Source organism: Streptomyces sp. BK340, assembly GCF_007827595.1.
Lineage (GTDB): Bacteria > Actinomycetota > Actinomycetes > Streptomycetales > Streptomycetaceae > Streptomyces.
Genome location: NZ_VISR01000032.1, coordinates 39,543 through 58,309, shown reverse-complemented (window position 1 = coordinate 58,309; position 18,767 = coordinate 39,543). Strand labels below are relative to the sequence as shown.

At 71.0% G+C, this 18,767-nt stretch carries 14 protein-coding genes and 1 pseudogene; 3 read left to right on the top strand and 12 right to left on the bottom strand.

What is annotated here, in order from left to right:
* Positions 1-3 precede the first annotated feature (3 nt).
* Together FB157_RS39255 and FB157_RS39250 are read right to left on the bottom strand one after the other, a co-directional pair.
* Positions 4-153 carry a hypothetical protein gene (locus tag FB157_RS39255; protein WP_261386818.1) on the bottom strand — a complete coding sequence of 50 codons (150 nt, stop codon included), beginning with the start codon at positions 151-153 and terminating at the stop codon, positions 4-6.
* A 260-nt stretch (positions 154-413) separates the two neighbouring features.
* A complete protein-coding gene (locus FB157_RS39250; RefSeq protein WP_261386817.1) occupies positions 414-923 on the bottom strand; it encodes a hypothetical protein in 510 nt (169 codons plus the stop codon).
* Between the two features lie 226 nt (positions 924-1,149).
* Between FB157_RS39250 and FB157_RS39245 the strand changes: the two genes are divergently transcribed.
* Positions 1,150-2,364 carry an IS110 family transposase gene (locus tag FB157_RS39245; protein WP_145885515.1) on the top strand — a complete coding sequence of 405 codons (1,215 nt, stop codon included), beginning with the start codon at positions 1,150-1,152 and terminating at the stop codon, positions 2,362-2,364.
* 74 nt (positions 2,365-2,438) lie between these two features.
* Here FB157_RS39245 and FB157_RS39240 read toward each other — a convergent pair whose 3' ends face one another.
* From FB157_RS39240 to FB157_RS39215, 6 genes are all read right to left on the bottom strand, one after another.
* Complete coding sequence (locus tag FB157_RS39240; protein ID WP_145885565.1) at positions 2,439-3,227, bottom strand: metalloregulator ArsR/SmtB family transcription factor; 789 nt, start codon at positions 3,225-3,227, stop codon at positions 2,439-2,441.
* Positions 3,228-3,388: 161 nt separating this feature from the next.
* A complete protein-coding gene (locus FB157_RS39235; protein WP_145885514.1) occupies positions 3,389-3,997 on the bottom strand; it encodes a DJ-1/PfpI family protein in 609 nt (202 codons plus the stop codon).
* Positions 3,998-4,152: 155 nt separating this feature from the next.
* On the bottom strand, positions 4,153-5,526 hold the full coding sequence (locus FB157_RS39230) for a S8 family serine peptidase (protein WP_145885513.1): 1,374 nt from the start codon (positions 5,524-5,526) through the stop codon (positions 4,153-4,155).
* Positions 5,527-5,717: 191 nt separating this feature from the next.
* Positions 5,718-7,163 carry an aldehyde dehydrogenase family protein gene (locus tag FB157_RS39225; RefSeq protein ID WP_145885512.1) on the bottom strand — a complete coding sequence of 482 codons (1,446 nt, stop codon included), beginning with the start codon at positions 7,161-7,163 and terminating at the stop codon, positions 5,718-5,720.
* A gap of 186 nt (positions 7,164-7,349) precedes the next feature.
* The gene (locus tag FB157_RS39220) at positions 7,350-8,951 is read right to left on the bottom strand and encodes a PucR family transcriptional regulator (RefSeq protein WP_145885511.1); all 1,602 of its coding nucleotides are present in this window, start codon (positions 8,949-8,951) and stop codon (positions 7,350-7,352) included.
* Between the two features lie 136 nt (positions 8,952-9,087).
* Entirely contained in the window at positions 9,088-11,214 is a 2,127-nt protein-coding gene (locus tag FB157_RS39215; protein ID WP_145885510.1) for an ATP-binding protein, read from the bottom strand.
* A gap of 290 nt (positions 11,215-11,504) precedes the next feature.
* On the opposite strand from FB157_RS39215, the gene gabT reads away from it, so the two are divergent.
* Complete coding sequence (gabT, locus tag FB157_RS39210; protein WP_145885509.1) at positions 11,505-12,839, top strand: 4-aminobutyrate--2-oxoglutarate transaminase; 1,335 nt, start codon at positions 11,505-11,507, stop codon at positions 12,837-12,839.
* Positions 12,840-13,225: 386 nt separating this feature from the next.
* Positions 13,226-13,774: pseudogene (locus FB157_RS49515) on the top strand (phosphatase PAP2 family protein); the annotation flags it as partial.
* A 52-nt stretch (positions 13,775-13,826) separates the two neighbouring features.
* Here the strand turns inward: FB157_RS49515 and FB157_RS39200 are convergent.
* The 4 genes from FB157_RS39200 to FB157_RS39185 all read right to left on the bottom strand — a co-directional run bounded on the left by FB157_RS39200 (position 13,827) and on the right by FB157_RS39185 (position 18,767).
* On the bottom strand, positions 13,827-15,650 hold the full coding sequence (locus tag FB157_RS39200; RefSeq protein ID WP_145885508.1) for a chitinase: 1,824 nt from the start codon (positions 15,648-15,650) through the stop codon (positions 13,827-13,829).
* An 87-nt stretch (positions 15,651-15,737) separates the two neighbouring features.
* Positions 15,738-16,190, bottom strand: a complete 453-nt coding sequence (locus tag FB157_RS39195; protein WP_145885507.1) for a hypothetical protein — start codon at positions 16,188-16,190, stop codon at positions 15,738-15,740.
* 124 nt (positions 16,191-16,314) lie between these two features.
* The gene (locus tag FB157_RS39190) at positions 16,315-17,139 is read right to left on the bottom strand and encodes a hypothetical protein (protein ID WP_145885506.1); all 825 of its coding nucleotides are present in this window, start codon (positions 17,137-17,139) and stop codon (positions 16,315-16,317) included.
* 197 nt (positions 17,140-17,336) lie between these two features.
* The gene (locus tag FB157_RS39185; RefSeq protein WP_145885505.1) at positions 17,337-18,767 is read right to left on the bottom strand and encodes an FAD-binding oxidoreductase; all 1,431 of its coding nucleotides are present in this window, start codon (positions 18,765-18,767) and stop codon (positions 17,337-17,339) included.

Sequence of the window (18,767 nt, the reverse complement as noted above, 5' to 3'; positions counted from 1 at the left end):
GGTTCAGCCGATGTCGGCCGAGTACGACCTCGGTTCCAGCCGCCCGGAGCCCTTGAACACCTCGGTTCCGGCCTCGATCCCGGAGACGTACTTGTCGTTGCTGAGCAGATTGCGCCGAACGAGTGCCTGGGTGAAGTCGTCCAGGTTCAGCATGGCACCGACCCGCGCCCTCCTCGCTGGAGGGGATGCGACCACCCTGGGCGCCGGAATCGTCACCGCGGGCGTGCACGACGTCCACCTCGGGCTGCGCGGCGCGCTGCGGCTCGCGCAGGTCGGGTTCACCGGTCGAGGGTCCGGAGAAGTCCGGCACCGGAAAGGGGCCCGGCGCCGGAAGGCAGCGGTGCCGGGCCCCTTCCGGTCGGGCCGCTGGAGGGTCTCGCGCGCCGGGCGTCGTCGCCCGGGGGCCGTGCGGCCTAGGACCCGTCCTGCCCGGCTCCGTCCGGCAGGAGAGCCAGGAGCTGCTTCGCGTGGCCGGGCAGCTCCACCTCCGCGAGGCCTGCGAGGAGGCCCCTGAGCGGCACGGGCTCATCGACCAGGAGTGTGCCGTTGGACAGGAGCAGGGTGGGCACCGGTGTGTCGAGTTCGGCCTCGCTCAGCATCGGTCCGCCGAGTGCGCACAGGGCGTCCGCCTGGATGCGGATGCGGTCCCGAAGTCCGGCGTTGCCGCCGGCGAGCGCGACGAGGCGGTCGAGGGTCCAGGCGTCCTGCGCGAGCCGGTTGTCGTACGTCGTCACCGCTCCCGAAGCGACCGAGGAGACGGCGGTGACGGTGGCGGCGCCGACGAGGGCGACGTGCGCCAGGATCTGGTCGGCGTTCCATTCGCCGGCCGGCGGGACCGCGTCGCCGGAGTCGGCCACCGTGGCGGCGGCGTCCAGCAGGGTTCGGTAGGCGTCCCGGAGCGGGGTGGTGTCCATGATGTCCATACCTTTCTTCTTGGGCTGATCCGGGTCACTCGTAAGATCGGGACACCCAGGGATGCCGGGTGTGGCTGCCATGGTTTCGCCGCTGTTGAGGCTTGAGAGGATTGGCCGCCCGGCATCCCGCGACGACTCGACCGCTGATTGGGATGCGCGAACCGAATCGCTCGTATGGACACGCCGGCGAGGTCGTCTGCTGGGACAACACCAGAGACCGACGAAGGGGGTTCCGTTGCCCGAACTGTGGGCGGGAACGGACGCCGGCAAGGCCGAGCATCACTGCACCGTGATCGATACGGACGGTGCCAAGGTGCTGTCGCGCCGGGTGCCGAACAACGAGACCGAGCTGCTCCAACTGCTCGGTGACGTCTTGGAGCTGGCCGACGGCAGCCCGGTCACCTGGGCGGTGGACCTGAACGCCGGCGGTGCCGCGCTGTCGATCGCGCTCTTGGTCAACCACGAGCAGCGCCTGTTCTACATCCCCGGCCGGTCCGTTCACCACGCCTCCGGCTCCTACCGCGGCGACGGCAAGACCGACGCGAAGGACGCCTACGTCATCGCCGACCAGGCCCGGATGCGCCGCGACCTGCAACCTCTTCAGAAGTGGGGCGAAATCGCGGTCGACCTGAAGATCCTCACGGCACGACGCCTGGACCTGTCCGCGGACCGCACCAGGGCGATCAACCGGCTCCGTGCTCAGATGCTGGAGTACTTCCCCGCGCTGGAGCGAGCCTTCGACTACAGCACCTCCAAGACCGCGCTCGTTGTGCTGACCGGGTACCAGACTCCCGCCGCCCTGCGGCGGATCGGTCGGGCCCGGCTTGCCACCTGGCTCAAGAACCGTGGCGTTCGCACCGACACCCTTGCCAAGAGCGCTGCCGATGCCGCGATTACTGCCGCCGAGGCCCAGTTCACCACCGTGCCCGGGGAGAAGACGGCCGCGAAGATGGTTCACACCCTGGCCAGGGAGGTGATGGCCCTCGATGAGGAGATCGCCCAGGTCAGTGTCCTCATCGAGGGGCGGTTTCGCGAGCATCCCGACGCCGAGGTGATCACCAGCATGCCCGGCATCGGCGACATGCTCGGCGCTGAGTTCGTCGCCGCCACCGGCGGCGACATGGCTGCCTTCGGCAGCCCCGACCGCCTCGCCGGCGTCGCCGGGCTCGCCCCCGTCCCCCGCGACTCGGGCAAGGTCAGCGGCAATCTGCGCAGGCCACGGCGCTACAGCCGACGGCTCCTGCGGATGTTCTACCTGTCCGCTCAGTCTGCCGCCGTGCACTGCCCTGTCTCCAAGGCGTTCTACGCACGCAAACGCGCTGAGGGAAAGTCCCACAGGCAGGCCGTCCTTGCCCTGGCCAGGCGCCGACTCAACGTCCTGTGGGCCCTCATACGCGACCACAGGACGTTCGACGCGATCGTCCCGGCCCCAGCAACAGCAGCGGCATGACACCGTCACGAGGCGTCACTGCCTCCGGTTGACAACGTCATTGGGAATCCTCTCGCTTGTGCCGACGTGCCGTCTCAGCTGTGCGCGCCGAACATCTCCCAGGGGGCCTGCGGGAGGATGTCGCCGGTCTCCAGCAGCGACTTGAGGTTCGCCAGCACGGCCGGCCATCCCCGTGAAATCCCCTTGAGCATCGCCTCGTTGGCGAGGTTCTCGTGGGTCACGGTGAGGCGGACGATGTCCTCGTGCGGCTCGACGAGGAAGGTGACCACCGACGGTTCCCTGGGCGGCACGGTGTCGGGGGCGTCCTCGAACGTGATGACCAGGCTCGTCGGGGGTTCGGCCTTGAGCACCCGGCCGACGACGTCGACCTTGCCCGATCCGTCGACGCGCCGGTGCTCCCAGGTCGAGCCCGGCTGCCAGTCCGAGACGTTGGCGTGGTCCCAGTAGCGCGCCGTCAGGTCCGCGTCCGTCAGGGCCTGCCACACCTGCTCCGCGCCGGCCCGGATGTAGGTGACGTAGACGTAGGTCGGTACGGATGTGGCTGCGTCGGTCATGGCGTACTCCTCTGCCTGGTTCTTGATGGCACTGATCGCTTGCAGGCGGGGCTTGTCGAACTCCGAGATCCAGCGCTCCTCGATCTCGTGGATGGGGGCCGGATTGAGGTAGTGGAGCCGTTCCCGCCCGCGCCGTACGACGGTCACGAGACCGGCCTGCTGGAGCAGGTCGAGATGCTGCGTCGCCGACTGCCGTGTCATGTCGAGGCGCTCGCACAGTTCACGCAGTGTCTGACCGTTCTGCTCGCGCAGCCGGTCGAGCAGGAGTCGTCGGGTGGGATCGGCCAGTGCCCTGAAGACCGAATCCATGGCTCTCGCTTCGTGGCTCACCCTTCGATTATGCAGGTATCTGCCTGCATAATGTCAACGACGAGATCCGAGCCCAGGGCACGCCACATGCCTGGAGCTGTTCTGACCTGCGGTGATGTCGTTCGGGTGCGACTGGGGGCCGACGCCGGCGCGCGGGGCCGTCAGCGCAGTGCGGCCTCGCCCGCCCGGACGGCGCGCAGGGCGCGCTCGACGGTCGCCCGGTTCTCGCCGACCGGCGCCACGTAGTCGACGACGTCACGCGCCGCGTCCTCGCCGAGCGTCTTGGCGATCACCCACGTGGCGAGGTACTGCGACGCCAGGCAGCCGCCCGCCGTGGCGATGTTCCCCTCGGCATGGAACGGCGCGTCCAGCACGGTGACGTCGCAGGCCTCGACGAAGGGCCGGCTCGTGCGGTCGGTGCAGGCGGGCATGCCGGCCAGCAGGCCGAGCCGGGCGAGCACCAGCGCGCCGGAGCACTGCGCACCGATCAGCTGTCGCGCGGGGTCGAGCGGCAGCCTGGAGATCAGCCGGTCGTCGGCGACCACGTCCCGCGTCTTCACGCCGCTGCCGATCAGCACGACGTCGGCCTCGGTGACGAACTCCATCGGGCGCTGCCCGGTCACCTCGACGCCGTTCATGGACGTCACCACCGGTGTCGGTGTCGTGATGAAGGCTTCCAGGCCGTCCTTGCGGCACCGGTTGATCAGCGCGGAGGCGATGAAGCTGTCGAGCTCGTTGAATCCGTCAAAGGTGACCACGGCTACCTGCATGGCGTCTCCTCGCAGTACGGCACTGGAGGCGCAGTCTCTCAGACGCGCCGTTGCCGGGTCGCGGGCCAGTCGGCGATCCGTGGCCCGGGGACGGACGAACGGCCCGGGTGGAGAACCCGGGCCGTTCGCAGGGGCAGCAGATGCCCCGTGGTGCGTCAGCTGTGGTGGCCCGCCTCGGCGAGGGCGGTCACGAAGCGGAGGGCGTTCACGGTGCCCACGCCGGTGGCCATGTCGTAGCCCTTGACGGCCTTGTAGCCGGTGACACCCTCGTAGCTGTTGTCGGTGCCGTCGTTGACGTCGACGACGCCGGTGTTCCGGAGCTTGGCCAGCTTGTACAGCGCCGCGTTGATGTTGCCGAGCCGGTGGCCCGCCGCCTGGTCGGCGAGCGCGACGATGCCCGAGAAGAGCGGGCTGGCCTCGCTGGTGCCGCCGGTGACGTCCCAGCCGGTGGCGGTCGGGTCGTAGCCGGAGTAGATCCAGGCGCCGCCGTTGACCGCGGCGGCCATCGACACGTCCGGCGTGCCGCGGCGGGTGCCGACGATGCCCTTCACGCCGTCCTGGAAGCCCGGGCGGCCGAAGACGTGCGACTGGCCGCCGCCGCCCGCGCCGTAGTCGTTGTAGACGCTGTCCGGCTTGACGCGGTCACCCTTGTCGTTCAGGTGGAGCTGGGTGCCGCCGATGGAGGTGACCAGCGGGTCCGAGGAGGGCCAGGAGTTGACCCGCTTGTTGTAGTAGTGCTTGCCGTCCGCCTTCATGTCGGTGGCACCGCCGTCACCGGACGAGGCGAGGACGGTCACGTGCTTGCGGTTCGCGTCCTGGAAGGCGTAGCGCAGCTTCTTGATGCTCGTGAAGTCGCCCCGGGCGAAGCCGGGGAACGTGTTCTCCGTGGCACCGAAGCTCTGGGTGATGACGTCGCCGACGCCCTGGTCGATCAGGTGCTTCTCGGCGGACATCATCTCCGGCAGACCGGTGGTGCCCTCGGTCTCGGAGACGGCCGTCTCCACCAGCACGATCTTGGCGCCGGGCGCCACCGCGTGGGCCATCTCGACGTCCAGGGTGGTCTCGCCGGCCCACCCGGTCATGTCGGAGTTCTTGGGGTCGAAGGCGGGCACGTGACCCCACTTGACGACCTTGACCTTGGTGCTCGGCAGACCGAACTGCCTGCTGTAGACGTCCAGGTCGTGCTGGACCGTCGGCGAGCCGAACGAGTCCACGATGACGATGGTGCGCCCCTTGCCCGTGATGCCCTGGCGGTACAGCGGGTTGAGGTTGTACGCGGTGCGGTACTGCAGCGGGTTGTAGCAGTTGATGTGCCACTTGGCCTGGCACTGCGCGCTCGGGAGCGGGCTGGCCACGCCATGGACCAGGGTGTGCCCTGCGATGGCCGGAACCGCCTTGGTGTGCGGTACGGCGGCGGGCGCGGCGGTGGTGACGCCGGCCTGCGAGGTGGTCGCCAGCGCGGCGGCGACGAGGGCAGCGGTGGCGGCCGCGGAAGTCGCGACGCCGCGCCCGGTACGGGCTATGTGCATGAATTCCCCTGAGTGGTCCGTGAGTCGGACGAAGTGGTCGACTCGCATCCCATCTAGTGAGTCATGCACAGAACAAGACTATTGAACGGACGATGCCGAATCCTTTACCCGGCTATAGGAACGGCAAAAGGAACGGCCGCAGCCCCCGCACAGTGGGCTGCGGCCGTTCCGTCCGACCTGTCCGTGGCAGGTCAGAGCGCGAGACCGGTGAGAACCAGAACGCGCTCGTATGTGTAGTCCTCCATCGCGAACTTCACGCCCTCGCGACCCACACCCGACTGCTTGGCACCGCCGTAGGGCATCTGGTCGGCGCGGTAGGACGGGACGTCGCCGATGACCACGCCGCCGACCTCCAGCGCCCGGTGGGCGCGGAAGGCGGCCTGGAGGTCACGGGTGAACACGCCCGCCTGGAGGCCGTACTTGGAGGAGTTGACGGCGGCGAAGGCCGCGGCCTCGCCGTCCACCTTCTGCACGGTGAGGACGGGTCCGAAGACCTCCTCGCACGCGATCGTGGTGTCCGCCGGTACGTCGGTGAGGACGGTCGGCGCGTAGGAGGCGCCGTCGCGGTCGCCGCCCGCGAGAAGGGTGGCACCGGCCTCGACGGCCTCCTTCACCCAGGACTCCACGCGCTTGGCCGCGTCCTCGCTGACCAGCGGGCCGACGTCGGTCTTGTCGTCGGTCGGGTCACCGGTGACCTGGGCCTCGACGGCGGCGACGATGCGCGGCAGCAGACGGTCGTAGACGGAGGCGTCCGCGATCACACGCTGCACGGAGATGCAGGACTGGCCGCCCTGGTAGTTCGAGAAGGTCGCGATGCGGGTCGCGGCCCAGTCGAGGTCGGCGTCGGAGGCGAAGTCACCGAGGACGACCGCGGCACCGTTGCCGCCCAGCTCCAGGGTGCAGTGCTTGCGCGGCACCGAGTCCATGATCGCGTAGCCGACCTTCTCGGAACCGGTGAAGGAGATGACCGGCAGGCGCTCGTCCTGAACCAGCGCGGGCATCTTCTCGTTGGCGACCGGGAGGATCGACCAGGAGCCGGCGGGCAGCTCGGTCTCGGCGAGCAGGTCACCGATGATCAGGCCGGAGAGCGGCGTGGCCGGGGCCGGCTTGAGGATGATCGGGGCGCCGGCGGCGATCGCCGGGGCGACCTTGTGCGCGCACAGGTTCAGCGGGAAGTTGAACGGCGCGATACCGAGGACGACGCCCTTCGGGAAGCGGCGGGTGAGCGCCAGACGGCCCTGGCCGCCGAGGTCGGTGTCGAGCCGCTGGGCCTCGCCGCCGTTGAACCGCCGGGCCTCCTCGGCCGCGAAGCGGAACACGGACACGGCACGGCCGACCTCGCCGCGCGCCCACTTGATCGGCTTGCCGTTCTCGGCGGAGATCAGCTGGGCGATCTCCTCGGTGCGCTCGACCAGACGCTTGCTGACGTGGTCGAGAGCGGCGGCCCGGACGTGCGCCGGGGTGGCGGCGAACTCGTCCCGCACGGCGTACGCGGCGGCCACGGCCTCCTCGACCTGGGCGTCGGTCGGCACGCTGACCTTGCCGACGAGACGGCCGTCCCACGGGGAGGTGACGTCGAAGGTGTCCTCGCCGGTGACCTGGCGGCCGGCGAGCCAGAAGGCGTGGGTGGAAGTCATCAGAGTCCCGGCCCTTCCGCGTTGGGGGTGTGCGTGTGCTTTCGTGGTCCACGGTAGGGCGGAGGCGGGCGGGGGTCGCTTGTCCGAGTCGTACTGATGTGGACGAGCGATGCTCCGGTTTGGCGTGGTGGGTGCCGAGACTCCCCGCTCTTTCGTCCCTGCCAGGGGGCGGAGCCCCTGGTACGGCTACTCCGGTGACGTCGCCTTCAGAGCGAGCCACAGCTCCATCCGGACGTCCGGGTCGTCCAGAGAGCGCCCCAGGATCTCCTCGACCCTGCGCATCCGGTACCGCAGCGTATGCCGGTGCACCCCGAGATCCGCGGCCGCCGCGTCCCACTGGCCGTGCCGGGACAGCCACGCCCGCAGGGAGGCGACCAGATCCCCCCGCCCCGTCGCATCGTGCTCGTGCAGCGCCCGCAGCAACCCGTCGGCGAACGCCTTCACGGCGTCGTCGGCCAGCAGTGGCAGGACCGACCCCGCAGCCAGCTGCTCGTGCTCCACCAGCACCCGCCCCCGCCGCCGCGCGACGGACAGCGCCTGCTCGGCCTGCTTGTAGGCCGCCGCGGCCGCGATCGGCCCGACCGGGGCCGACAGCCCGACGACCAGCTCCACCTCGTCCCCGGCCGCCTGCTCGGGCACCGCCCGCCCGGCCTCCAGCGCCGCCGCGTACGCCGCACAGGCGGCCACCGCCGCACCCCCGTCCGCGGCCAGCACCACCAGCCGCTCCCCCTCGGGCACGACCAGCACGGCCTCCCCGGCGCGCGCGGCCGCCGACTCCACGGCCTCCACGATCCCGCCCAGCGCGTCGGCGTCCGCCTCCGGGTGGGACCGCGCGGCCGTGCCGGACGCCGACTCGGCGACGATCACCCGGAAGGGTGCGTCGAGGAGCCCGCCGTACAGGTCACCGGCGACGGCCCGGGCATGGTCCGGCTCCCCGGCCAGCAGCATGCGCAGCACGGCCGCGCCGACCCGCTGCTCGGCCGCGTGCAGCGAGCGGGACCGTTCGGTGGTCAGGGTGAGCAGGGCGATCGCGGAGTGGACGGCGTACCGCTCGGCGGTGCCGAGGGCGGCGGCCGTGCCCACGGCGAGCGCGGCGCGCGGGCGCCGGCCCGTGCCCAGGGAGTGCAGCTCCACCCGGTCCTCGTTGTCGGGACCGCCGACCACCGAGGAGGCCGGGGCGGACCGCTCGCGCAGCCGCTCGACCTCCGCGGTGAGCCGGGCGGCCCGGCGACCGGCCCACTCGGGTGCGGTGGCGACGACGGCGCCCGAGGCGTCGTACAGCGCCGCCCACCCGTCGACCTGCGTGGCGAGCGCGCCGAGCACCCCCTCGGGGCCGGCGTTCAGGGCCTGCTTGGTCAGCTCCCGCTGGGCGGCGAAGCCCGCCGTGACGGCCCGGTACTGGTCGGCGGCGATCGCGGCCGAGACGGCCTTGCTGATGGCGAGGAAGGGGGTGCGGCGGGGCACCTCCAGCAGCGGCAGCCCCTCCTCCTCGGCGGCGTCGACGAGGGCCTTGGGGATCTCGTCGTAGTTCACCCCGACCGCGAAGCCGAGCCCCACGACACCCGCGCCGGCCAGCCGCTTCACATACCGCCGCATCGCCTCCGGATCCTCCGCGTCCAGCTTGAGCGCGGTGATCAGCAGCAGCTCGCCGCCCTCCATGTAGGGCACGGGGTCGGCCAGCTCGCTCACGTGCGCCCAGCGGACGGGCACGTCGAGCCGGTCCTCGCCCGCGCGGACGGTCAGCTTGAGCGCGGAGTGGTGGACGAGCGAGGCGAGCGTCGGGGGCATGAGGCCTTCAGGGAGGGGAGAACCGGGACGGACAGCGGGTGGGGAGATTCGGTGATCAGTGCGATCAATTGGCCGCCGCGTATGAACAGCCTATGCCGATTCTGCCGTACCGTACGGTCCCGGGTGGCCCCTTCCCTCAGCCCCGCAGATCCACCAGCAACGGCGGAGCGTGCTCCCCCTGCACGGTGGTCAGCGACAGCACCGCATGCCCCGGCGGCACCCCGTGCGCCAGCTCGGAGGCCGACCAGCGCTCGCGCTCCACCTGGCGGACGGTGACGGCCCGGGCGGTGGGTGCCTGCCCGGTGATGACCCGGCGCAGCATGTGCACGGCCTTGCCTGCCGGGGTCTCGGCGATGATCTGCCGGTCGGTGACGTCCCGGGTCTCGGTCCACTCCTTGCCCCACACCTCGGCGAAGTCCTGCCCGTCCCAGGGGGTGAGCCCGGACAGCGCCATCCGGCAGCCGGTGGCACCGAGCAGCGGTCCGCGCAGCGGCCGGGGTACGTCGTCCAGGGTGCGCAGCGTGAGCACGGTGCCCGCGTGGGCGGAGCGCAGCCGCTGGATGCCGCGCACGGACTCCGGTGTGATCACACCGGAGGCGTCGTCCAGCAGCAGGCAGGCGAACAGCGAGCGGTCCTCCCGTACCGTCACGCTGGCCGTGAACTGGGCCAGGACCAGCCGGGCGAGGATCCGGGAGGCGTCGGCGTGCCCGCGCTGGGGCAGGTCGATACGGACCCGGACCGGGTGGTCGAGGGCCTTGAGCGAGAACGGCCGGGACTGCCCGGACGTGTCGAAGAAGGGGGCGAAGGCGGGCCGGTCCAGCAGCGCGATCCGGTCGGCGAGCACCGCGCCGACATCGCCCGGGTGGGCCATCTGCCGCTCCCGCGCGTCCAGTTCCCTGAGCAGCGACTCCTGCCCGGTGTCGGTCAGCGCCTTGCGGAGCGCGGCGAGCGGTCCGGGCGTGCCGTCGAGGAGCTGGCGCAGCTCGGGGACGGAGGGGAAGCGGTCGTGGACGGCGCGGAAGGGGCCGAGCAGCTGGGCGAGGACGGTGGTGGAGCGGCGGCTGTCGCCACCGGGGTGCGGGTCGGCGAGATCGCCGACGAGGGCCTCGGCGAGTATGGCGGCGGCCTCGTCCGGGTCGGTGGTGCCGCCGTACAGGTCGAGGTCGTAGACGGACTCGGGGTGCCCGATCCGGACGACGACGTCGTACGCCTCGGCCGGGCCGAGTCCCGCGCCCGCCGCTCCGACGGCCACGACGGCGGCCCGTCCGGCGAGGGAGTGCAGGCACAGCGACTCGGCGAGCGGCCGGATGACCGCGCCGGTCTTGCCGGAGCCGGCCGGGCCGACGGCGAGCAGCGAGGTGCCGAGCAGCTCGGGGCCGAGGGCGAGTCCGGAACCGCGGTAGTGGTACGGGTTGCGGGGGTCGTCCGCGGTGGTGCCGAGCCGCACCTGCCCGGTGAGCAGGTCGTGCCGGGCCTGGCGGGCGGGCAGGTCGCGCTCGCCGGAGGGGTGCAGACAGGCGGCCGAGCCGTCCTGCAGCACGGCGCCCGTGAAGGAGGCGAGCGTGTGCGTGCCGGACCGCACGCCCTGCCAGGCCCGGCTGATCCGGGCGTGGTCGACGTCCCGCATGAGCCCGGCCCTCGCCTCGGCGGCCAGCCGCTCGGCGGCCTCATGGGCTCCGGCGTGCCGCAGCTGGGGCCATTCGGCGGGGTCCTGCTCGGGAGCGGGCGCGGGCTCGGCGGCGGGCACGGTCGCCCGCCAGGCGGGCGGCCCGAAACGGCGCCAGACCTCGCCCCAGCGGCCGAGGCGGCCGACGACGAGCATGATGCCCACCGCGATGAGGGTGTAGTACGAGTACCAGAGGAACGCGTTGCCGACCTGGTCGTTGCTCTGGCGCCAGGAGTCCGGGGTGAACAGTTCCAGGGGCAGCACCCACCAGCCCCCGAGGTAGCCGTTCCACAGCAGGGACCACACCAGCCAGCCCACGAGGAAGGCGATCAGTGCGCCGCTCAGCAGCTGCCGGGTCGGGATCCGCTCGGGCTCCTGTTCGGGCCGGGGCCGGTAGCCGAACCGCCACACGCCCGGTGCCGCCTCCGGCCGGGACGCCCGCAGCCAGGCCAGGAAGGCCGAGCCGTCCGGCCTGGGCGGAACCCCGGGCGGCCCGGCGGGCAGGGGCGGCACGGCGGAACCCTCCCGGGGCACCGCCGGGCGCGGCACAGGATTCGCATGCGTACCGCGCACGTCCCGCGTCCCGTCGCTCTCCATCGCCCCTGCCCCCTGACCAGCCGTTCCGTCCACCATCAGCGAGCCAATCTAACGCCCCGACAAAGGGAGTTCACCGTTTACGCGGCCGAGAGGACGCAACCGGCCGGGCGCGCCCCTCCCCCAGTGCTATGTCCACGACGGACAACCAATCTTCCCGACAACGCCCACATGGAGCATGCCCACCCTCCACCTCCGGCCCTAGCCTGCGAAGAAAGAGACAAGCGTCAGTAAAACGCACCGTCCGGTACCGCCCGGGAACACCCGGTACGCAAGATCATCAGGGAGCCCTCATGACCGCACTTCCGCAGGAGCGCCGCGTCGTCACCGCCATCCCCGGCCCGAAGTCGCAGGAGCTGCAGGCCCGCCGCCTCGCCGCGGTCGCGCAGGGCGTGGGCTCCGTGCTGCCCGTGTTCACGACGCGCGTGGACGGCGGCATCATCGAGGACGTCGACGGCAACCGTCTGATCGACTTCGGTTCCGGCATCGCCGTGACCTCGGTCGGCGGCTCCGCCGAGGCCGTCGTACGCCGCGCGAGCGCCCAGCTGGCCGACTTCACCCACACCTGTTTCATGGTCACGCCGTACGAGGGCTACGTGGCCGTCGCCGAGGCGCTGGCCGAGCTCACGCCGGGTGACCACGCCAAGAAGTCCGCGCTGTTCAACTCGGGCGCCGAGGCCGTCGAGAACGCCGTCAAGATCGCCCGCGCGTACACCAAGCGCCAGGCCGTCGTCGTCTTCGACCACGGCTACCACGGCCGTACCAACCTGACGATGGCGCTGACGGCCAAGAACATGCCGTACAAGCACGGCTTCGGCCCGTTCGCGCCCGAGGTCTACCGCGTCCCCGTCGCGTACGGCTACCGCTGGCTGACCGGCCCGGAGAACTGCGGCCCGGAGGCCACGAAGCAGGCCATCGACCAGATCACCAAGCAGATCGGCGCCGACAACGTCGCCGCGATCATCATCGAGCCCGTGCTCGGTGAGGGCGGCTTCATCGAGCCGGCCAAGGGCTTCCTGCCCGCGATCAGCGAGTTCGCCAAGGACAACGGCATCGTCTTCGTCGCGGACGAGATCCAGTCCGGCTTCTGCCGCACCGGCCAGTGGTTCGCCTGCGAGGACGAGGGCATCGTCCCCGACCTGATCACCACGGCCAAGGGCATCGCCGGCGGTCTGCCGCTGGCCGCCGTCACCGGCCGCGCCGAGATCATGGACGCCGCGCACGCGGGCGGCCTCGGCGGCACCTACGGCGGCAACCCGGTGGCCTGCGCCGGTGCGCTCGGCGCCATCGAGACGATGAAGGAGCTGGACCTCAACGCCAAGGCGAAGAACATCGAGGCGATCATGAAGGCGCGCCTCACCGCCATGGCCGAGAAGTTCGACATCATCGGCGACATCCGTGGCCGTGGCGGCATGATCGCCATCGAGCTGGTCAAGGACCGCGCCACCAAGGAGCCGAACGCGGAGGCCACCGCCGCCCTCGCCAAGGCCTGCCACCAGGAGGGCCTGCTCGTCCTGACCTGTGGCACCTACGGCAACGTGCTGCGTTTCCTGCCCCCGCTGGTGATCGGCGAGGACCTCCTGAACGAGGGTCTCGACATCATCGAGCAGGCGTTCGCACGCATCTGAGCGGCTGGTTCGCCCCTCTGAAGGGTGGCCTGCGGCAGGCCGTGTGAAGAAGGTGTGCGAGGTGGATGGCGGGACGCGATTCCGTCTGCCCAAGCGCCCCGGGCTGCCGTAGGTTCTACCCAGATGAGAGATACACCCCGCCCACAGGGGACTGTGGGTGATTTCAGGCCGGGGCCTCCCCAGCTTCGACCTGGTCGTGCCTTCGCGCACACAACCGGAGCCTGACCGCTCCGGGATCTCCTCACCGATCGGACGGTCGCCGCCCCAAACCCCCCGGGGCGCGCGACGTCCCGATCCGGACGGCCGCCTCGGAACCACCCCCCCTGTTCCGGGGCGGCCGACCTCCTTCCTCCCCCGCAGGGTCTGAGAAGCTGTGCCGCGTGCCGATGTCACCGGATCCGCGCCCGAAGTACGCGCTCCTGGCCCTGCCCACGCTCCTGCTCGCCCTGATCACCTGGCAGGTCGTCACCCACGGACCGCTCCTGCGCCTCGACGCGCGGTTGAGCCGGCAGCTCGTCCGTCCGGACCGGTTCTCCGAGCTCCTCTCCGACCTCGGCGATGTCCAGGTCGCCGTCCCGGTGCTCGTCCTCGCCCTCGGGTACTCCGCCTGGCGCGGCCGCGCGGCGGGCACGGACGGCTGGTGGCTGCCACCCGCCGCGGCGGCCGTACTGATGGCGCTGGTCCCTGCGTTCGTCGTCCCGCTGAAGGACTGGACCGCCCGGCCGGGGACCCCGCTGATGCCCCCGGGGGTCGGCTACTTCCCCTCCGGTCATACGGCGACCGCGGCGATCGCGTACGGTTCGGCGACCCTGCTCGTGTTCCCCTGGCTGCGCTCGGCCGCCGCCCGCAGAGCACTCGTCGGCGTCTGCGCCGCCCTCGTGCTCGGCGTCTCCTACGGCCTGGTCCGCCGGGGCTGGCACTGGCCGCTGGACGTGGTGGCCAGCTGGTGCCTGGGCACGGTGCTGCTGACCACCCTGTCCCTGGTGGTCAGCCGAAGTGGGCGTCGAAGTTCTTCTGGAACTCCCAGCTGGAGTAGCGGTCCCAGTTCACCGACCACGTCATCAGACCGCGAAGAGCGGGCCAGGTCCCGTGGGTCGGATACGAGCCGCAGTTCGTCTTCTTCGTCAGGCAGTCCAGGGTCTTGGTGACCTCGGACGGGGCCACGTACCCGTTGCCCGCGTTCGTCGACGCCGGCATGCCGATCGCCACCTGGTCCGGGCGCAGCGGCGGGAAGACGTTGTCCGCGTCGCCCGCGACCGGGAAGCCGGTGAGCAGCATGTCGGTCATGGCGATGTGGAAGTCGGCGCCGCCCATGGAGTGGTACTGGTTGTCGAGGCCCATGATCGGGCCCGAGTTGTAGTCCTGGACGTGCAGCAGGGTGAGGGCGTCGCGCAGGGCGTGGATGACCGGGAGGTACGCCCCGCAGCGCGGGTCCTGGCCGCCCCACTTGCCGGTGCCGTAGTACTGGTGTCCCATCTGGACGAAGAAGGTCTCCGGCGCCATCGTCAGCACGAATTTCGAACCGTACCTGGCCTTCAGGGTCTTCAGGGCCGAGATGAGGTTGACGATCACGGGCGTGGTCGGGTTCCTGAAGTCCGTGTCGTTCGCGTTCAGGGACAGCGAGTGGCCCTCGAAGTCGATGTCCAGGCCGTCGAGGCCGTAGGTGTCGATGATGTTCGAGACCGAGGAGACGAAGGTGTCGCGGGCCGCCGTGGTCGTCAGCTGGACCTGGCCGTTCTGACCGCCGATGGAGATCAGCACCTTCTTGCCGGCCGCCTGCTTGGCCTTGATGGCCGCCTTGAAGTCGGCGTCGCTCTCCACGTTCGGGCACTCGGTGACCGGGCAGCGGTTGAAGCGGATGTCACCGGAGGTGGCCGAGGTGGGCTCGCCGAAGGCCAGGTCGATGACGTCCCAGCTGTCGGGTACGTCGGCCATACGGGTGTAACCGGAGCCGTTGGCGAAACTGGCGTGCAGGTAGCCGACCAGGGCGTGGGCGGGCAGGTCGGTCGAGCCGCCGCCGGTGCCTGCCGTGGTCGTCGCGGTCACCGCGGCCGACCTGGCGGACTCGCCGGCGTCGTTGCTCGCGGTGACCTGGAAGCTGTACGCCGTCGAGGGCGCGAGCCCGGAGACGGTGGCCGAAGTGCCGCTCACCGTCTGGACCTTGGCCCCGTCCCGGTAGACCGCGTAACTCGTGGCGCCGGTCGCCGCCGACCAGGACAGGGCGACGGAGGAGGAGGTGACCGTGCCGGTTCTGAGGCCGGCCGGCGCGGCGGGCGGCTGTCCGGTGCTCCCGCCCGGGCCGACCAGGGAGATGTCGTCGGCGTAGTAGGCGCCGGTGCCGTACCAGCCGTGTGTGTAGAGGGTGACCTTCGTCGTGGCGGCGCCGGTGGTGAAGGTGGTCGTCAGCTTCTGCCAGTCGGGGGCGGACTGGGTCCAGGTGGAGACGTCGGTGGTGCCGGTGCCGTTCGCGCCGAGGTAGACGTAGGAGCCGCGGACGTAACCGGACAGCGTGTACTGGGAGTTGGGCTGGACGGTCACGGTCTGCGCGCACTGGGCGTTGTCGCTGCCGGCCGGGGTCGCCTGCAGCGCGGAACTCCCGCTGTGCACTGGAGAGTTGACCGCCGCTCCGGCCGTGCAGGTCCAGCCGTCGAGGCCGGACTCGAAGCCGCCGTTCCTCGCGAGGTCCGCGTCGGCCGCACGGGCGGCCGACGAGAGCACGGTGATGCCTGCTACGGCCAGCAGTACGGCCGTGAGCAGGGCGAGGACGGATCTGGGGTGTCCGGGTCGTCCGGTGCGTCGGGCGCGGTCCACAGGGGCCTCCGGCGAAGGGGGAGTTGGAGGGGGTGGAGCGCACTCAACTTGGTCCAGACCAATCGTCTTGTCAAGGTGTCCGGGGCGTCACCTCCCCTTCTTCCCGGCCAGCCCGGCCGCCGCCTCGTGCATCACCAGCTCCAGCAGCGCCGGGTCGGTCAGCAGACCGGAGCCGTCCGGCGGCACCAGCCAGCGCACGCCCCGCGACTCCCGGCCCGGGTACGGCACGACGATCCAGGTGCCGGCTCCGGCGGTACGGATGCCGGTACCCAGCCAGCGGGCCGCGGTTCCCGGCGGCACGAAGAAACCGACCCGGTTGCCGTCGAAGTCGACCAGAACCGGCCCGGGCCGATCGAGCACCCGGGTGAGCACATCGAGCGTGGGACCGCCGAGTTCACCCGGCAGGATCAGCACGTCCCAGGCCTTGCCCGCGGGCAGCAGCGCGATCCCGAGAGGATTGCGCTCCCACTCCCAGCGGCAGGCCCCGGGGTCCGGTGCGACGGACACCAGCCAGTCGACCGCCGTCTTCGCCCCTGTCATGAGAAGGCCTCCCTCTCTCTCGTGGACGCGGTCGCGTCACGAGAGAGAGGGAGGCCTTGCGGCGGTCATTACGCGGATTCCGGCTCCACTTTCGAGTGACCTGGGTCACGTTCTCAGCAGGGCATCACCCGCCGGCCGGGGCGACGTCACCGGCACCGGGGTCCTGCTGCGGGTGGTCCTGCGGGGCCTGGTCCTGCTGCGGCTGGTCCTGCGGGGTCTGGTCCTGCTGCGCCCGGCCCTCCTGCGCCTGCCCCGGCTGCTGATCCTGCTGCGGTTGCTCGTCCGGAGCCTGGTCCTGCTTCGCCTGGTCCTGCTCGGTCCGGCCGGGCTGCTGGTCCTGCTGCGGCTGGTCCTGCGCAGCCTGGTCCTGCTCGGCCTGAGGGGGCTGCTGGTCCTGCTGCGGCTGGTCCTGCTTCGCCTGGTCCTGCTGCGCCGGGTCGGTCTTGTCGGTGTCCTGCTTGCGGTCCTTCGTCTCGCCCTTCCGCTCGTCCTTGTTGTGCGACTCGGCCTTGTCCCAGTCCGACTTGGCGGGCTCCTTCTTCCAGTGGTCGTGGTCGTGCACGTCCCAGTGGTGGTCGTGGTGGTGGTGCCAGAAGTAGTGGAAGTTGTCGTAGGAGTCCCAGAGGTAGTACCGGTGATGGTCGACCAGCACGAAGAAGCAGTTGTGGTGGTCGTCCCAGTAGTACTTGTAGTTGTCGACCCAGCAGTAGAACTTGTGGTGCTTCTTCCAGTGGGACCTGTGGTGCTTGTCCCAGCAGTAGATCTTGTGCCCGCCGTGCTCCTGCACACCCTTGCTCACCGTCGGCGCCTGCGGCATCGGGGCCGCCGTGGCGGTCGCGACGGGCAGGACGGCACCTCCGGCGACGGCCGCGGCCGAGGCGATCGCCGCCGCGAGGCCCATACGGCGCTTGGAACGGAAATCGTCGTTCGTGCGGGTGACGCGAGTCATGATGTCTCTCCTGCTCCTGCTGGAAGGGGTTCGGCGCTTTCTCGGCGCACGTCCAGTAGGCCGGAACCGCCCGGCGGGGTCATGCTCCGAGGATTCGGGACTTGACCGAGGAGTAAATCGGGCGTAAAAGGCGGAGCAGCACAAAGGCCCAGGTCTGTGACCTGGGCCTTTGCTCATGAAGGAGCGCCGGAAAGGGCTCAGCTGTCGAAGCCCAGCCCCAGCCGGTCCATCGCCCGCAGCCACAGGTTGCGGCGGCCGCCGTGCGCGTCCGCGCGGGCCAGCGACCACTTCGTCAGGGCGATACCGGTCCAGGCGAAGGGCTCCGGCGGGAACGGCAGCGGCTTCCTGCGGACCATCTCCAGCTCGGTCCGCTCGGTGCGCTCCCCGTCCAGCAGGTCCAGCATCACGTCGGCACCGAAGCGGGTGGCGCCGACACCGAGGCCGGTGTAGCCCGCCGCGTATGCCACCTTCCCCTGGTGGGCCGTGCCGAAGAACGCCGAGAAGCGCGAGCAGGTGTCGATCGCGCCGCCCCAGGCGTGCGTGAAGCGGACGCCCTCCAGCTGCGGGAAGCAGGAGAAGAAGTGCCCCGCGAGCTTGGCGTACGTCTCCGGGCGGTCGTCGTACTCGGCGCGCACCCGGCCACCGTAGTGGTGGATCGCGTCGTAGCCGCCCCACAGGATCCGGTTGTCGGCGGACAGCCGGAAGTAGTGGAACTGGTTCGCCGAGTCCCCGAGGCCCTGGCGGTTCTTCCAGCCGATCGAGGCCAGCTGGTCCGCGCTCAGCGGCTCGGTCATCAGCGCGTAGTCGTAGACCGGGACGGTGTACGAGCGCACGCGCCGCAGCAGGCTCGGGAAGATGTTCGTGCCGAGCGCGACCCGGCGGGCCCGGACGGAGCCGTACGGCGTGCGTACGGCCATACCGGCGCCGTACGCCTTCAGGGAGAGGGCGGGCGTGTGCTCGTACACGCGCACCCCGAGCCTGACGCACGCCTCCTTCAGACCCCAGACCAGCTTGGCCGGGTGCAGCATCGCCACGCCCCGGCGGTCCCACAGGCCGGCCTCGAAGGTGGGCGAGTTCACCTGCTCGCGCACGGCGTCCGTGTCGAGGAACTCGATGCCGTCGGCGAGGCCCTTCTCCTCCAGCTGCCGGTGCCAGTCGCGCAGCTCCCAGGCCTGGTAGGTCTCGGTGGCCACGTCGATCTCACCCGTGCGCTCGAAGTCGCAGTCGATGCCGTGCCGGGCGACCGCCGCCTCGATCTCGTCGAGGTTGCGCCGGCCCAGCTCCTCCAGCCGGCCGATCTCGTCCGGCCAGCGGGCAAGGCCATTGGGCAGGCCGTGCGTGAGGGAGGCGGCACAGAAGCCGCCGTTGCGGCCCGAGGCGGCCCAGCCCACCTCGCGGCCTTCCAGCAGCACCACTTCGCGCTGCGGGTCGCGCTCCTTGGCGTTGAGCGCGGTCCACAGTCCGCTGTAGCCGCCGCCGACGACCAGCAGGTCGCAGGTCTCGGTGCCGGTGAGGGCGGGCTCGGCAGGTGGCTTGCCGGGGTCTTCCAGCCAGTACGGCACCGGCTGGGCTTCGGAAAGAGAGGCGATCCAGTTGTCTTTACCACGACTCATGGCGCTTGGGGCCAT

Coding starts and splice junctions, on each gene's coding strand:
- FB157_RS39255 (WP_261386818.1), bottom strand. CDS start 153: ATGCTGAACCTGGACGACTTCACCCAGGCACTCGTTCGGCGCAATCTG.
- FB157_RS39250 (WP_261386817.1), bottom strand. CDS start 923: ATGGACATCATGGACACCACCCCGCTCCGGGACGCCTACCGAACCCTG.
- FB157_RS39240 (WP_145885565.1), bottom strand. CDS start 3,227: ATGGATTCGGTCTTCAGGGCACTGGCCGATCCCACCCGACGACTCCTG.
- FB157_RS39235 (WP_145885514.1), bottom strand. CDS start 3,997: ATGCAGGTAGCCGTGGTCACCTTTGACGGATTCAACGAGCTCGACAGC.
- FB157_RS39230 (WP_145885513.1), bottom strand. CDS start 5,526: ATGCACATAGCCCGTACCGGGCGCGGCGTCGCGACTTCCGCGGCCGCC.
- FB157_RS39225 (WP_145885512.1), bottom strand. CDS start 7,163: ATGACTTCCACCCACGCCTTCTGGCTCGCCGGCCGCCAGGTCACCGGC.
- FB157_RS39220 (WP_145885511.1), bottom strand. CDS start 8,951: ATGCCCCCGACGCTCGCCTCGCTCGTCCACCACTCCGCGCTCAAGCTG.
- FB157_RS39215 (WP_145885510.1), bottom strand. CDS start 11,214: ATGGAGAGCGACGGGACGCGGGACGTGCGCGGTACGCATGCGAATCCT.
- gabT (WP_145885509.1), top strand. CDS start 11,505: ATGACCGCACTTCCGCAGGAGCGCCGCGTCGTCACCGCCATCCCCGGC.
- FB157_RS39195 (WP_145885507.1), bottom strand. CDS start 16,190: ATGACAGGGGCGAAGACGGCGGTCGACTGGCTGGTGTCCGTCGCACCG.
- FB157_RS39190 (WP_145885506.1), bottom strand. CDS start 17,139: ATGACTCGCGTCACCCGCACGAACGACGATTTCCGTTCCAAGCGCCGT.
- FB157_RS39185 (WP_145885505.1), bottom strand. CDS start 18,767: ATGGCCCCAAGCGCCATGAGTCGTGGTAAAGACAACTGGATCGCCTCT.